The organism is Flavobacterium sp. (genome assembly GCF_035760125.1).
Lineage (GTDB): Bacteria > Bacteroidota > Bacteroidia > Flavobacteriales > Flavobacteriaceae > Flavobacterium.
This window is the reverse complement of the sequence record NZ_DASTTN010000400.1, coordinates 1-13,994: the sequence shown is the minus strand read 5'-3', so window position 1 is coordinate 13,994 and position 13,994 is coordinate 1. Positions and strand designations below refer to the sequence as shown.

13 protein-coding genes and 1 pseudogene are annotated in these 13,994 nt (G+C 35.0%); 6 read left to right on the top strand and 8 right to left on the bottom strand.

The genetic code is table 11. From position 1 onward, the window contains the following. Positions 1 to 402: alpha/beta hydrolase family protein (locus VFS71_RS14170; RefSeq protein WP_326402032.1), on the top strand; the 402-nt coding region annotated here is incomplete at its 5' end. Between the two features lie 366 nt (positions 403 to 768). Here the strand turns inward: VFS71_RS14170 and VFS71_RS14165 are convergent. From VFS71_RS14165 to VFS71_RS14155, 3 genes are all read right to left on the bottom strand, one after another. After that, positions 769 to 1,023 (bottom strand): hypothetical protein, encoded by a 255-nt coding sequence (locus VFS71_RS14165; protein WP_077376872.1) that lies wholly within the window; start codon positions 1,021 to 1,023, stop codon positions 769 to 771. Positions 1,024 to 1,084: 61 nt separating this feature from the next. Further along, complete coding sequence (locus VFS71_RS14160) at positions 1,085 to 2,620, bottom strand: MauE/DoxX family redox-associated membrane protein (protein ID WP_326402031.1); 1,536 nt, start codon at positions 2,618 to 2,620, stop codon at positions 1,085 to 1,087. Positions 2,621 to 2,843: 223 nt separating this feature from the next. Continuing rightward, positions 2,844 to 3,131 (bottom strand): hypothetical protein, encoded by a 288-nt coding sequence (locus VFS71_RS14155; RefSeq protein ID WP_326402030.1) that lies wholly within the window; start codon positions 3,129 to 3,131, stop codon positions 2,844 to 2,846. Between the two features lie 629 nt (positions 3,132 to 3,760). On the opposite strand from VFS71_RS14155, the gene VFS71_RS14150 reads away from it, so the two are divergent. From VFS71_RS14150 to VFS71_RS14130, 5 genes are all read left to right on the top strand, one after another. Continuing rightward, a complete protein-coding gene (locus VFS71_RS14150; protein WP_326402029.1) occupies positions 3,761 to 4,153 on the top strand; it encodes a plasmid mobilization protein in 393 nt (130 codons plus the stop codon). Further along, positions 4,138 to 5,385, top strand: a complete 1,248-nt coding sequence (locus VFS71_RS14145) for a relaxase/mobilization nuclease domain-containing protein (RefSeq protein WP_326402028.1) — start codon at positions 4,138 to 4,140, stop codon at positions 5,383 to 5,385. The genes VFS71_RS14150 and VFS71_RS14145 overlap by 16 nt, the downstream gene beginning before the upstream one ends. A 17-nt stretch (positions 5,386 to 5,402) precedes the next feature. After that, complete coding sequence (gene mobC, locus VFS71_RS14140) at positions 5,403 to 7,385, top strand: conjugal transfer protein MobC (RefSeq protein WP_326402034.1); 1,983 nt, start codon at positions 5,403 to 5,405, stop codon at positions 7,383 to 7,385. Positions 7,386 to 7,633: 248 nt separating this feature from the next. Then, complete coding sequence (locus VFS71_RS14135) at positions 7,634 to 8,053, top strand: OsmC family protein (protein WP_326402027.1); 420 nt, start codon at positions 7,634 to 7,636, stop codon at positions 8,051 to 8,053. A gap of 42 nt (positions 8,054 to 8,095) precedes the next feature. Further along, entirely contained in the window at positions 8,096 to 8,893 is a 798-nt protein-coding gene (locus tag VFS71_RS14130; protein ID WP_326402026.1) for an alpha/beta hydrolase, read from the top strand. Positions 8,894 to 8,959: 66 nt separating this feature from the next. Here the strand turns inward: VFS71_RS14130 and VFS71_RS14125 are convergent, their stop codons facing one another. From VFS71_RS14125 to VFS71_RS14105, 5 genes and pseudogenes are all read right to left on the bottom strand, one after another. Continuing rightward, positions 8,960 to 9,931, bottom strand: a complete 972-nt coding sequence (locus tag VFS71_RS14125; protein ID WP_326402024.1) for a hydrogen peroxide-inducible genes activator — start codon at positions 9,929 to 9,931, stop codon at positions 8,960 to 8,962. A gap of 120 nt (positions 9,932 to 10,051) precedes the next feature. After that, positions 10,052 to 10,684: a response regulator transcription factor gene (locus VFS71_RS14120; RefSeq protein WP_326402023.1), complete on the bottom strand. Its 633-nt coding sequence runs from the start codon at positions 10,682 to 10,684 to the stop codon at positions 10,052 to 10,054. A gap of 20 nt (positions 10,685 to 10,704) precedes the next feature. After that, a pseudogene (locus tag VFS71_RS20260) lies at positions 10,705 to 11,177 on the bottom strand (peptidase domain-containing ABC transporter); the annotation flags it as partial. Further along, positions 11,140 to 11,238 (bottom strand): hypothetical protein, encoded by a 99-nt coding sequence (locus tag VFS71_RS20255; protein ID WP_414656002.1) that lies wholly within the window; start codon positions 11,236 to 11,238, stop codon positions 11,140 to 11,142. The pseudogene VFS71_RS20260 and the gene VFS71_RS20255, both read right to left, overlap by 38 nt. A 60-nt stretch (positions 11,239 to 11,298) precedes the next feature. Then, the gene (locus tag VFS71_RS14105; protein WP_326402018.1) at positions 11,299 to 12,939 is read right to left on the bottom strand and encodes a hypothetical protein; all 1,641 of its coding nucleotides are present in this window, start codon (positions 12,937 to 12,939) and stop codon (positions 11,299 to 11,301) included. Positions 12,940 to 13,994: the final 1,055 nt, after the last annotated feature.

The window sequence follows — 13,994 nt, the reverse complement described above, 5'->3', positions numbered from 1 at the left end:
TGGACAGATCTGGTAAGCAGCTACCTCTTTATCAACAGCGGTTTTAAAAAGCCGGAATATTTCCGTGCTGAAGATGATCAGATCCGGATTGGAAAATCACTTTATGAAGATCCCCAAAGCTACCTCCATAACTCACCTGTTTTACTGGCCGCAGCTATAAAGACTCCTTTACTGGGATGGACTGGCAAGGAGGACCCCACTGTGCATCCGTTGCAGAGTATGGAATTTTACATGGCACTTCGCCGTCTTAACAAAACCCATACGCTGCTGGTGTATCCCGAAGAAGGCCATTTTTTATTAAAGAAAGAAAATCAGAAAGACCTCTCTGAACGCATACAGCAATGGTTTGATTGCTATCTGAAAAATGGTAGGATCCAGCCATGGATGAAAAGTGATAATTGAGTGCTACTGCTTTGATTGTATGCGAAATAAACTGCTGGCTATTTACCGCAGATTACAGATATATATAACCACTATAGTGGATGTATGTACTGGTATCTTATGTTCTTTTTTGAAACTGTTTCGTACTGCAATGTCAGCATATCGAAATTTGATGCTGCAGATAAACTGATGCGGTGCTGATTCCCTGGACAGCATGAAATTTTACAAAGGGTTCAAGGTATTTTAAAAAAACTCATACACTACATAAAAAACCACGGTTTAGGACTGATTATTTTTTGAATGCTGATTATCTGATTTTATTTTTTAAAAAAAATACCTCCACTTAGTTTTTAAGTGGAGGTATCCTTTTTTGTTCCTTGACTTTAATTATTGGTAATTCTTAGTCAGAGGAACAAGACAGGCTCCTTGCTGAAATAGTGCATTGCCATCTGGTGCCGTACAGGCATCTCCTCCAGCATTGCCACATTCAGCAACAGCACTACAGCTTTGCGAAACGTTAATTCTATTGTACCCCATCTTAGGGGCAAATTTTTTATCCAGTGAACTTGTGCCGGCGGCACTAACCAATCCCAGTGCCACCACTGCCATTGGCAAAACGATTTTAATTACATTCGTTCTCATAATACTAAAAATTTAAAGTTACTGATCTACTCTTTTTTACAGGTTTTCGATCTGACCCCTGCTACTTGGCCAATAGATTGTTTTTATGTGTTTTTACATAACTGGAAGTAATTCTTTTATCCAGATGATATAAGACAATATGGTCGCCGATAAGGGCATACAGTTTATCCTCCTGCACTACAAAGCTTTTCATTTTTTTTCCATCAATATGGTAAATGCAGAAGCTGAACAGATAGCTTCTCTTTTTGTAGTCATACACGTCAATGATACTGGCAAATTTCCAGAGGTTATCCTCTTCAAATCGTCCGGGAATGGCTGAATTTACAAACAGCAGATTATTAAACACAGCACTGCTTTTATTGACAAATAATGGTGGTTTGGAGAATTTTCGCTGCTTATGGCTCTTAACCTTGACAATACTTAGCTGAGCATGGAAAATGGTATCAATTGTATTGCCCCTAAGATCGATTTTTAAATTCCGATCTGTCACTGTAAACTCATTGCGGTACGCATACAAAAATATGATTTTCTGCAAGCCAGCACTGTAATGCAATTGCCCGTCAGTGTCGAAGGCTCCATCAGCCTGCTTTTGCAGAATGGCAGGATTTAATATCGTGCTGGTATTTTTACCAACATGGATAATGCCCAGTATACCTTCGCCTGTAATGGAGCTGTAAGTGCAGGCAACCACCGACGTTGAATCCATTGCTTTGGCTGCGCCAAAATATTCACCCCCTTTACGTATCAATCTGGCTTTCCAATCTTTGACAAGCCCTCTGTAAATACAGGGAACTGTCCCGTCTGTGACAAAAAAATAAGGTGGCTGCATACTGATTTTGACTCCTTGAAAAGGCAAATCTTTACGATCCAGATCGATAAATTTTTTGTTAGTCTGAATCAGTCTGCCGTTAAGCACCGTGATCAGTAATGGCGTCGTGGTATTGCCCAGATAAATTCTATCATCGTCCACTCCTGCGATATAAAATGAATTCAAATTTAGATCCAGACTGGCAATTTTATGAATTAGAGTATGCGGGAATCGCCTAGTGAGCCTGTTATGATAATGAACAATATTTTCAGAGATTTGAAACAATACAATAACTAAAACAATACTACTTAAAGTAATAGTGAAAAAGAGAGCTAGTATTGTTCTTCTTTTAAAGTTTTTAATTCTGTTATCGGTTATATAAAATAAAATGGCGACAACTGCCAGGAGAACAAAAATGAGGTTGAATAGTAAGTGCTGATTCCAATTCAGCTTTTCTAATACTCCCCCGCAGGAACAGGGTACAAAGGAAGAATAATGAAGGATTATAAAAATATAGGCTGAAAATAAAATCATTAATCCATAAGACAGAAATAATCCGGCAAGCCGGCTTTTTGGAATCATAAGCAGGATACAGATTAGAAATTCAAGCAGAGGCACCAGAACTGAAATCCATCCTGCAAAAGCAGTTAATAATGGCGACTGTCCTAACTGAACCTGAAAATTTTGAAAGTCCAGTACTTTGCTGCATGCCGCATAAACGAATAGCAGAATATACAGCAAACATACAATTTCAATAAAAATTCTTTTATAATTGAGCTGCATTTTCATAATCCTAAAAGTTTACTTGTTACTGAATCTTTAAAAATCAAGAAATTAATCTCAATAAAAACAGAAACAAATTTAGAGGGGATCTTTTCAAAAATGAGTGTCAAAACCAAGCCAAAAGTTTTCAGAAATAAGCCATTTCATCATTTTAGGGAAAAAATAAAAAAAGTGCCTGCCACATAACATTTATCCGGCAGGCACTTCTTTAATTTTGGAAATACTAAAGCTATTTACAAGCTTCACTTAAGGTCGTAAGCTTTTGGTTTAATTCCACAAGGCCTGCTTTTTGGAGACATTCCTCGGAAACATTTCTAAGCTCTGATAAACCGCCTTCAGACAAGCTCCCCAGCAATCCCGGAGTATCACTTTCCAGTGCCAGTCCGCGTTCAATTACATGGTTCAATAACAGCACATTTTTTCGTGAAATTTTCAAATCAATCTTCACTACCTCACTCATTCCAGGGATACTCAAAACAGTATCAAAAACCTTGGCCACATCATTTGTTGTAATCATAATTTTCACTTTTAAATTAATGTTTTATGACACAAAGATATAAAGCGGTTTCGAGCTTATCCTAAGTGAAATATGACTATGATAGGTTGTATTCAAAGGGCTTACTTAACTTAGCAATGGATAAGAGCAATAGAAATTCATATTGATTGTTAGAGACACTTCTACTTTTGAAGACAACAACAAAAACCTTCCCTAAAACAGTCAGGACTTTGTTATTTAAAAAAAGGATTTTCCCTTTAGAAAAAGCACACTCCTTTCCATTTAATTGATGAGCGGATTGGATTCTGATTATTGGCATCAATAGCCCCAAAATAGTTAGCGTGCCCTTTCCTTGAGTATTTAAATCCAAAACATAGCTTTAAAATGAAAATTCCAAGATCGAAAAGAAACCTATATTTTGACGAATACTTAAAAGATCAAAATTGTTTAAAATGACTGAAAGATTGCCACGTTCCTGCAATCGGCAAGATGTCCGGTTGTATCACAACCGATATCTTGCTGCCCCTTCACTCGGAACTCGTGGGCAGTGACACTGAAAGGAAAATAGTTTGCATAAAATGAAATGAAGCGTAGCAAATTCACGAATTCAAATAAAAAACTAATTGAATTAATGAGTAAAAAGAGAGATGATGGAAGAGCAAAGTAAAAACAGAACCAGATGGCTACATCTACGATTGACAATTGAGGAGTATGACCTATTGTACAAACGATTTAAGAAATCAACCTGCCCAAAAATAAGTGATTTCGCAAGAAAAAACCTTTTACAGAAACCTGTTGTAATGAAATATCGCAATGAGTCACTGGACGCGTTGATTATGGAATTAATAGAGCTTAGAAGTGAGCTAAACGCCATTGGGAACAACTTCAACCAAGCTGTAAAAAAACTCCATACCCTCGCACAAATTCAGGAATTTAAACACTGGATTATCACTAATGAACTGGAAAAAAAAGTGCTATTTAATTCCATAGACCAAATTAAAAAACACATTCAAAATCTCTCTGAAAAATGGTTGCAATCATAAAGACAGGACATTCTATAAGAAGCATTTTCAATTACAATGAAAACAAAGTTTCAATTGGTGACGCACAATGTATTGCCGAAGGAAATTACCCAATGGATTCAGATCAAATGAGCAGTGTTTTTAAATTAAACTTTCTGCTGAAACAATTGGAACTCAATGAAAATGTAACACGAAACAGCGTTCATATTTCATTGAATTTTGACCCCTCGGAAACTGGATTGTCAAAAGAAAAACTTACGGAAATCGCAAAACTCTATATGACAAAAATTGGATTTGGTTCACAGCCCTATCTGGTCTATCAGCATCATGATGCTGGACATCCCCATATCCACATTGTTTCGATAAAGGTCAAGGCGGACGGTAAGCGAATAGACATGCAAAACATTGGGAAAAACCAGTCCGAAACGGCCCGGAAAGAAATTGAAAATTTATTTGGATTGGTTAAGGCGGAGAACAGTCTAAAAAAGAAAAGTTTTGAAATTTTGGCTATTCCAACGGGCAAGATTCAGTATGGAAAAATTCAGTCCAAAAAAGCAATTGCCAACGTACTAAGCGCAGTGCTTTCTTCCTATAGCTATTCAAGTCTTCCTGAACTTAATGCCGTATTGGGGCAATACAATGTTTATGCGGACAGGGGAAGCGAAAACTCAAGAATATTCAAAGCAAATGGACTCGTGTATCGGATACTGAACCCGCAAGGCAAGCCTATTGGTGTTCCAATTAAAGCAAGTGATTTTTACTTTAAACCGACTTTAAAATTCCTTGAAGAAAAATTTAAATCTAACAAAGTTAAATCAACATCACACAGTAAACGAATAAGAAACCTTATCGACTTGGCATTATTAAACAAAAAAACAACTCTTGGTGATCTTACAAAAGCGTTGGAAAAGCAAGGTATAAGCATTGTTTTAAGAACAAACGCCGAGGGCATACTCTATGGCATTACCTATGTGGATCACACCACCAAAAGTGTTTTTAACGGTAGCTCGTTAGGCAAGGAATATTCCGCCAAAGCCATACAGGAACGTTGCGAAGCTAGAACACCAAAAATTACGTTTTTGGGAGTTAAAATGCCAGTGAATGAAAATCAAAACCAACCGATATCGAACAGTACCATCACACAATTAATCAATGACCTGATTCAAACGGAGTATGTTGGAAATTATCTCCCTAACGCATTAAAGAAAAAACGAAAAAAAAGAAAAAGAAAAGGACAATCCGATAATCGATAAAAAACGACGCCATGGCTATGCAGACGGGAGAAAACGAACAGGCATTGAGAAAGATACTCGATATGACACGATTTATCAGTATCGCTATTTTAGGAATTCACTTTTATTATTACTGCTACTCAGCTTTTCGCGAATGGCACCTTATTAGCGGATTCAGTGATACTATTTTAGGCAATATCCACAACACGGGATTGTTCGGTAATTTTCATAAATCCAAACTCTTTGTGTTGGGATTTTTAGCGATTTCGCTCCTAGGTTCCAAAGGGCGTAAAGACGAAAAGCTGAATCATAAAACAGCTTTTGCCTATATAATTACAGGCCTACTGATTTATTTTATTGCCGTATTTACATTGTATCTGAAATTTGAAATTGTACAGGCTGCCATAGCCTATATGATTATCACTACTGTTGGTTATCTTCTAATACTTTCAGGAGGCACGCTCCTATCCCGAATTATAAAAAACAGACTCAACCACAAAGACATTTTCAATAAAGAAAATGAAACCTTTCCACAAGAAGAGAGATTATTGGAGAATGAATATTCCATTAACCTGCAGGCCCGATATCATTTGAAGGATAAAGTCAGAAACAGTTGGATCAACATCATCAACCCTTTTCGAGCCTTAATGGTATTGGGAACACCTGGTTCGGGTAAATCGTATTTTGTAATTCGGCACGTGATTACCCAGCACATTCGCAAAGGCTTTAGCATGTTTATCTATGATTTTAAGTTCGATGATCTCTCCAAAATTGCCTACAATACATGGCTCAAAAACAAGCACCTCTACCCTATTGTTCCTCAATTTTATGTAATCAACTTTGACGACCTAACTCGTAGTCACAGGTGCAATCCTTTAGACCCTTCATCCATGACCGACATTACCGATGCTTCCGAATCAGCCCGGACAATTCTGCTGGGATTAAACCGGGAATGGATCAAAAAACAGGGTGATTTCTTTGTGGAGTCACCAATTAACTTTCTCTCGGCTATCATCTGGTATTTGAAAAAATACAAAGACGGAGAGTTCTGCACTCTCCCCCATGTCATCGAACTCATGCAGATGGATTATGACAGTCTATTTACGATACTGCGAACCGAAAAAGAAATTGAGGTACTTATCAATCCTTTTGTCAATGCCTATCTCAATGATGCCATGGACCAATTGGAAGGCCAGATTGCCTCTGCCAAAATTGCCATGGCCAGACTCTCCTCTCCCCAACTCTATTATGTTTTATCGGGCAATGATTTCACATTGGACATCAACAATCCAAAAGAACCCAAGATTGTCTGTATGGGCAACAACCCACAAAAAATACAGATATATGGAGCTGTACTGTCCTTATATGTAAACCGCTTGGTCAAGCAGGTCAACCAAAAAGGAAAGCAGAAAAGCAGTCTGATATTTGATGAGTTTCCGACCATCTACCTCAACAATATGGATAGCCTGATTGCCACGGCACGCAGCAATAAAGTAGCTACTTGTTTAGGAATTCAAGACTTTAGCCAACTACGAAAAGACTATGGCCGGGAACAGGCCGATGTGATTATGAACATCACCGGAAATATCATTAGCGGACAGGTTAACGGTGATACAGCCAAACAACTTTCGGAACGGTTTGGTAAAATTATGCAGGACAGAGAAAGTCTTTCCATTAACAGTGGCGATACTTCCATCAGCCGTTCCAAACAATTGGAATCAGCCGTACCTCCATCTAAAATCTCATCCCTTAGCTCGGGCGAATTCGTTGGTATGGTAGCCGATGATCCCGATTGCAAAATTGAATTAAAAACGTTTCATTGCGATATCATAAATGACCATGAAGCCCTTAAAAAAGAGCAGGAGAATTATGTTGATATTGCCGTTATCCGCAAGCTGGATAATGTCATGGTACAACGAAATTATCTGCAGATCAAACAGGATATTCAGGATATAATTCACTCTGAAATGGAACGGCTCTTGAATGACCCTGGACTGGTGTATTTGGTGGTGAAGAAATAAAACACTTTAATAATTAATCACAAAGTTTCTACCACATCAGTATTACCCTTAAATGACATCAAAGAAAACTTTATGCCAGGAATCTATTAAGAACGTTTTGTATTGTTTAGGTCATACTATTATAATTAAATTTTATAAGTGCATAAAATTATTAATTTGATTTATAATAATCATCACCATAAATTTGTCCCATCAAATCGAAACAAATGATTTGAATCATTTAAAAAACAATCTAAAAATTTAAGATCATGAAATTTACAAGAAGAGCAAACGCAAATTGGAAAGGTACAGGAATGGAAGGAAAAGGAACTATCAGTACACAGAGTACTACCTTAAACAGTGCACAATTATCTTTTAAAACCCGTTTTGAAGAAGGTGTGGGAACCAATCCTGAGGAATTAATTGCTGCGGCACATTCCGGATGTTTTACTATGCAACTAAGCTTTTTACTTAGTGAAGCCGGGTTTGTTCCAGAAGATCTAAACACCGTAGCCAAAGTTACTTTTGAAGATGGCTCCATCACTTTAATTCAATTAGAACTTAATGGAAAAGTTCCTGGAATTACTGAGGATGAATTTCAAAAAGCTGCACAGAAAGCCAAAGAAATCTGTCCAATCTCAAAATTACTGAATACAGAAATTACTTTATCGGTGGCGTTAATAGCTTAAATAAATTTAAAAACAACACACAACAATTTAAAATTAAAAAAAATGAAAACAATCTCTTTAAAAGAACAATTGAAACATTATTTCATGTTCGCAGCCTTTATCATTAGTTTCTTATTAACATCAGTAAGTTCTAATGCACAGACAGCATCAACAGCACAAATTAAAAACGTTGTACTCGTACATGGTGCCTTTGCCGACGGTTCAGGATGGAAAGCACTTTATGAAGTTCTTAGTAGAAAAGGATACCATGTTTCAATTGTTCAAAATCCTTTAACATCTCTTGAGGACGATGTTGCTGCGACAAATGTAGTGTTAGATAAACAGGATGGACCAACAGTTCTTGTAGGACATTCATGGGGCGGAGCAGTCATTACCCAAGCCGGAAACCATCCAAAAGTTGCTGCTTTGGTTTATGTAGCTGCTTTCCAGCCTGATAATGGTGAATCAGCATTGCAATGGTTGCAAACTGCTCCGCCAGCACCTGAAAATGGTGTATTGGCTCCAGATGACAAAGGAATAGTTTACTATGACCAAGCTAAATATCATGCAGGTTTTTGTGCTGACATCAGCAAAGAAGAGGCTGAATTTATGTTCGCATCTCAAGGTGCTTTTTATGCTAAAGGTTTCGTAACACCAATCACGAAAGCTGCATGGAGAGATAAACCGGCTTACGCAATTGTTGCCACGGACGATAAAAGTATAAATCCATCCATTCAAAGAGCTATGTACAAACGTTCCAACACTAAAATTACTGAAGTTAAAGGAAGTCATGTGATTTTTATGTCACAACCTAAAGCAGTTGCTGATGTTATTATTACAGCAGCCAACATTAAAAAATAAGATTCCTTTAATTATTAGATTATAAACAAAAGAACCTGGCAACACTGTCAGGTTTTTTCTTATTGATCATAAAAATCTACTCACAGATTTGACAAAATAAGGAGAATCATTCCATCTGATTTTACGGTAAGCAAAGTCTTTTTGAAGTGATGCAGGTAAACAATTCCAAATGGCCTCATTCATTTTTTCAAGCAATAGCTTTTTTGAAAAGGAATCAGAAACCACCAAACTGATTTCCCTTACTGGCTTTGGCTCCTTGAAGGGTTTGAAAAGTCCTAATTCTTTTTCATTCTGGATGGAAAGCTCGGGAACAATGGCAAATCCTAATTGCGCTCGCACCAGATTCTTCAAGGTTTCGATAGAACTGATATCATACGAGAATTGCTCTTTTATTTTTTCTGGATTCTTTAATCCGCAAATATCCAGCAACTGGGCATTGTAACAAAATTCACTATGAAGCAATAATAATTCTGTCTTATCTCCGGGTTGCATTTCATAATAATCATCCTTGGCCATCGGATGAAGTGTATTCAGATAAGCTACAAAAGGTTCTTTGAATATCGGATGCTCTATCAAATTCGGATTGCCTGTCGGTGTAGCCATAATAACCACATCCAGTACACCAGTTTCCAGATCATTCATCAGCTGTCCAGTATTGGCTTCCTTGATGATAAAGTGTACTTTGGGAGCAACTTCTTTCATTGCATTAATAAACAATGGTATAAGGTATGGAGACAATGTTGTAATTATACCAAGTTTTAATTCCCCTTCCAAAAGGTTTTTTTCATTTACCACAAAATCTCTGATGCCATCAGCTTCCCTAAGAATTTTTTTTGCCCGATTTATAATTTCTGTTCCAAGTTTAGTTGGTGTTAAAGGCACTTTATTACGGTCAAAGATTTTAATGCCAATTTCTTCTTCCAAATTTTTAAGTTGTATGGTAAGACCTGGCTGTGTAACCATACATACTTCGGCCGCTCTTGCAAAATGTCGTTCTTCATCTAGGGCAACGATATATTTCAACTGTTGAATTGTCATAATTATAAATTAATTATATAAAGATATAAAAATATCAATTTTATTTATAACAAAATCTTTTAAAATTTTCAATCTGGTATTCTGACATTTATAAGCCCCTTGATTACTGATTTAATTTTTCTAACCCTTAAATTTCTTAAGCAATTCAGCTAATTCTATAATATTGGTTACGTGAACTTTTTTAAAAACATTTAATTTATGGGTGCTTACCGTCGTCATTTTTATATCCAACTCATTTGCTATCTCAAGGTTTCCAAATCCTCTTGCGAGAAGTTCTGCAATTTCCAATTCACGATGGGTAAGATATTCCAAAGGGTTATCACTTTCTTTTCTGTGTTGTGAAAATGCTATAAATTTATTGACTATGTCATTTGAAATAAATTTTCCTTTTTCCAAAACTGTTTTTACAGCTTTAACAATGGTCTCGCTATCACTCAATTTGTTCAAATATCCATTTGCTCCAGCCTGGATATAACGAAAAGCATAAATATCCTCCTCGTGGGCAGAAAAAATTAATATTTTGACATCTTTTTGAAACTCCCGCAAATCATCAACCATATAACATTTTTTTCCACCAGGTAAATTGATATCCAATATCACTAAATCAAAAGTAACTTTACCACATTCAACAAGTGCTTCCTGAAAATCATTTGCCTCAGAAATTTGAACATTATCTATTTCATTTTCCAACAAAATCGACATTCCGGACCTTACAATAAAATGATCATCTACAATAAGTATTTTTTTAATCATAAGTAAATAAACTTTTAAGAATTGGCTACATCAGCAGCATAAATCAACTTCTTTTTATCAATAGAATCGACCCCAACAGCAATATTATTGGCTATGGTATCATTTAAAACAAAACCTTCCTGCATGACTGCCCTAATATTTGCACACCAAGCTTTTTGGGATAGATTTCCTAAATCAATTTTAATCCCGTTCCCATTGGATGTGGGCTTGGAATATAGATTAATATCCCCGCTATTGGGTTCGCAAAACTTCAACAACAATTTTTGGGAATGTCATGTGTTTGATGTGCTTCTTGTTGCGTTTCATCTTCTTTTTCATGTATTTCAGATAAACGTGCCAGTGATATTTTTGCATCTTGCACTTCACGAATAAAAGTAATTAATTGTACAATCGGACCATTCAAACTTCCCACTATATTCCTTATAGCCATCATCATCCCTAGAGTTATTTCTCCATCAAAAACTAATTTTGCAATTACTGCTATCTCGAAGAGTTTCACTATAATGAGGTAGGGTTTGGATGTTAATTATTTTACCATAATACTTGGCTGCAATTTTTAAGCAGGTTGCACCGCAATCTTTTTGTCAATTGATTATAATAAGGAAATCTTGTCATTAATTTACAATTAAATCATCATCATAAATTATACTATTGTCCTCAGTTTTAATAAAAATGTGGTATTTACCAATTGGCAAATCAAAATTGACAGTTTCATTTTTAGGAATAATTAAAGAGCTTTCAATTGGAATTGCCGAGTTCTTCATTAAATCAAATTCCTTAAAATCAACTATTTCAACAAGGACCTCCTTCTTTTTATAGCCAGAAATTTTTTGGCTCTTTATAAATGCTTTTTTGAATTCAGCATTAGGATAAATCATTTTTAAATTTGGCTTGAGGTTATTTATCAAAAAATAGTCCGCAGAAGATTTTACTTTCGTTGTGTCATTAAGGTATTTGCGAGGAACTAAAATCAAATCTTGTTTATTATCTGCGTATATTTTTGCTTGATTAATTGTTATTGGATTAATTCCAGACAATTCTTTAAAATATTCTGCCATCAATTTCTTAGTTGCGTGTTTCTTTTCAAGATGGCCGTGCCCAACATATACAAAAATTTTGGACTTAGGATCTTTCTCCAAAATCTTTAAAATATTTTTTGCCTGACCCAATTCTCTATCAACTCCTTTATCATAGTTTTCATGTCCTGAAACAGTAAAACCCAATGCTATAGCTTTTCTTATGAAATGAGCAAAATAAGGTTCATCTGTGTAAATTCCATTATTGTAATTTGGGGTTAACTCCTTTTCTGAGCTTTTACTATTAAATCCTTCTAATGACAAATAATTGTATCCATTCGACTTTAGAGTTTCTAATAATTCCATCGCAAATAATCTATGTTTAGGATAGTAATGATTTTCATTAAGCATAATCACTTGGTTTTCCTTTGCTATTTCAGCAATTTTACCCAAAATAGCATTGTCTTTGTAAACGTCGTCCTTGATTGATAAATCGGCAATTAATGAATTGAAATTTTGTTTGCTCTCTTTTTCGTAATCCACAATTAAAGAATCATATAGTTTATTATTAGACATAGATGCATTAACAGTTACAAGAAATTGGAATTTATCATCATTTCCCTTTTCAGATTTTAGAGGCGCAGTTTCCAACTTTTTGCTTGCAAAAAGCGGATTGGGATGAACACCGGGAAAATTATTTATAAATATTGATACATATGACATTTTATTGGTATTTAATGAGTCAATAGCAATTTTATTCAATAAATCCTCAACGAATACCGAAGAGTTCTTGTCCCTACTTGAATTAGATTTCATCACTCCTAAAACTTTTCTTTTTCCTTTTTGCTTTTCGAATAACAAAGTATTATTTACCGTATCACATACTACTGTTTTAATATTGTTTGAATCAACACTCGACGATGGAATATTCTGGTAGAAAAAGTACATCTCAATGCCTTTTTCTTTTGCATCAGCAACTAAAAAAAGGTCTTTTGATGATAATTTATTATTCTTTAATAATTGTTTAAATTCTTTTTCTTTGGTAAAAGAAGTTTCCCTGAATTGAATATTTTTATCAAAATCAATTCCCACTTTTAAAGAATCATTGTAAAAATAATTTCTGTTAAAATAATTATTATCAGACAATTTACTTTTATTTGAGCCACAAGAAATGAATAAGAACAATAGTAATAAATTAAAATATCGAGGCATTATTCCAAAGTTTTTTATTGGGGTCATAGTTGTATTTTAGTTGAATAGTATAAATCTGTTTCTTTTTCTTTAAATGGAATGCTACCATTTGGACATATATCTAAATTCACAATCCTTACATACTTAAATTTTGTCTTTTGAAACTGCCCAAAAATTTAAAATTTCTGTATTAGGGACAACTTCTTTAAGGTTACTCCCTTTGATTTTACCAAAAGAAAAGTCATCTTCTATATAGTGTTTAATATTCCCACTGTGATCAATGTACAGACTCTTATTATAGACAGCATTAAAATTTAAAGACGCGCTAAATACATCAATAGAAAACACAAAATCATTTGAATTTTAAATTTTCATTTATAATATTTCTTTTAATGATTCTTCTTGGTAAAAAAAATTATTACGAACTGGTTTCAAATCGTAACCAACTCTATCACAATCAAAAAAACAATTTCGACTCTGGAGGATTTTAACTTAATTTTTTTTAATTCAAATTCTAATACAGTGATTAAAGTTTCTTAATATGTAATCAATCCCACTTACACTTGCTTTCTCATCTAGAAATTAAGATGACTTTTACCAAACATATAAAGAAGAAGTGGAATGCATACATAGCAAAAACAACCTTTAACAAGAAAGGTTGTTTTTAAGTAAAATATGTTAAAATTCGAAAAGTGTTTCTAAACAAATCCTTGCTTAATGGCTTCTTGGACTAAGCCTGAGCCATCAATAGCCACAAAGACTTTTTTTATTCTGATGATGCGCTTTTGGATTGCGTTTGTTATCAGACAGACAACTCCCTTCAACCCTTCTGTTCTAAATTCTTACGACAAATAGAACAGTATAAGCTTATGAAATTCAATCGCTTATTCAAAGTAAAAAAAAATAATATGTGCTTAATAATAAACGGATTGACAGATCCAATGCTCGATCCTAACGAAGTATTTTGTGCTTCGTGACTTCGTACAAAAACAGAAAAATCCTAAAACTATCGACTAATACTACAACAAAGTTCGTCCATGGACTTACGGTTCGCCACAAAAAATTCCCCCATAAATACTTGGCTGTGCCTGCGCTTTATTGCG

What these genes read in the sequence shown, in the direction of transcription:
- mobC (WP_326402034.1), top strand. Translation starts at nt 5,403, where the DNA reads ATGCAGACGGGAGAAAACGAACAGGCATTGAGAAAGATACTCGATATG.
- VFS71_RS14160 (WP_326402031.1), bottom strand. Translation starts at nt 2,620, where the DNA reads ATGAAAATGCAGCTCAATTATAAAAGAATTTTTATTGAAATTGTATGT.
- VFS71_RS14130 (WP_326402026.1), top strand. Translation starts at nt 8,096, where the DNA reads ATGAAAACAATCTCTTTAAAAGAACAATTGAAACATTATTTCATGTTC.
- VFS71_RS14135 (WP_326402027.1), top strand. Translation starts at nt 7,634, where the DNA reads ATGAAATTTACAAGAAGAGCAAACGCAAATTGGAAAGGTACAGGAATG.
- VFS71_RS14150 (WP_326402029.1), top strand. Translation starts at nt 3,761, where the DNA reads ATGGAAGAGCAAAGTAAAAACAGAACCAGATGGCTACATCTACGATTG.
- VFS71_RS14125 (WP_326402024.1), bottom strand. Translation starts at nt 9,931, where the DNA reads ATGACAATTCAACAGTTGAAATATATCGTTGCCCTAGATGAAGAACGA.
- VFS71_RS14165 (WP_077376872.1), bottom strand. Translation starts at nt 1,023, where the DNA reads ATGAGAACGAATGTAATTAAAATCGTTTTGCCAATGGCAGTGGTGGCA.
- VFS71_RS14105 (WP_326402018.1), bottom strand. Translation starts at nt 12,939, where the DNA reads ATGACCCCAATAAAAAACTTTGGAATAATGCCTCGATATTTTAATTTA.
- VFS71_RS14145 (WP_326402028.1), top strand. Translation starts at nt 4,138, where the DNA reads ATGGTTGCAATCATAAAGACAGGACATTCTATAAGAAGCATTTTCAAT.
- VFS71_RS14120 (WP_326402023.1), bottom strand. Translation starts at nt 10,684, where the DNA reads ATGATTAAAAAAATACTTATTGTAGATGATCATTTTATTGTAAGGTCC.
- VFS71_RS14155 (WP_326402030.1), bottom strand. Translation starts at nt 3,131, where the DNA reads ATGATTACAACAAATGATGTGGCCAAGGTTTTTGATACTGTTTTGAGT.